This window comes from Shewanella sp. SP2S2-6, assembly GCF_031931965.1.
GTDB lineage: Bacteria > Pseudomonadota > Gammaproteobacteria > Enterobacterales > Shewanellaceae > Shewanella > Shewanella baltica.
Map to the genome: position 1 here is coordinate 1 of NZ_JAUOEQ010000085.1, position 560 is coordinate 560.

The 560-nt window shown below is 41.4% G+C and carries 1 protein-coding gene; it reads left to right on the forward strand.

The genetic code is table 11. The features are described 5' to 3' along the window. Positions 1–97: 97 nt before the first annotated feature. Positions 98–560 (forward strand): hypothetical protein (locus tag Q4Q57_RS22085; protein ID WP_311892042.1); only part of this gene is annotated, 463 nt, incomplete at its 3' end.

The window sequence follows — 560 nt, forward strand, 5'->3', positions numbered from 1 at the left end:
TGCTCAAACGGACAAATTACAGTTGGTTGGCGCTTCGCGCATTATAACCAACAGTAATTTGCCCCTTAGCAAAGCGTTAGGCAATATAAGACTACCTATGGCAAAAATAGAATATACAGATATACAAGATCTTGATCAGGGTGAATTGCTTTCAATCTTAAATAAAGACAAGATCCGTGAGCATTTAGTAGCACACGGCCTGTTTAACGAACAATCATTGGCAGAATGGGTTGCAAGCAAGGTTAGCGTGGATTCAACTAATGGATGTAAAGTAAGAGGAATCCGTGTAAATGGGGCTGTTGCTGGTTGGTGTGGAATCCAGTTTGAAAATGAATCCTATGAGCTCGCAATAGTTTTGAATGAAACCTACTGGGGTGTTGGTATTGGCGTGTTCAAAGACATGATGGTGTGGGCTTCAGAGTTGGGTCACAGTCATGTGGTATTGCATTTGTTTAACACTCGCCCTGAATACAAGTTTCTGACAAAAATGGCATCGCGGGTATACGAAAGCGTAATGTTTGGTCAAAAATATACGAGCTATGAACTTAGGGTACCAAGTG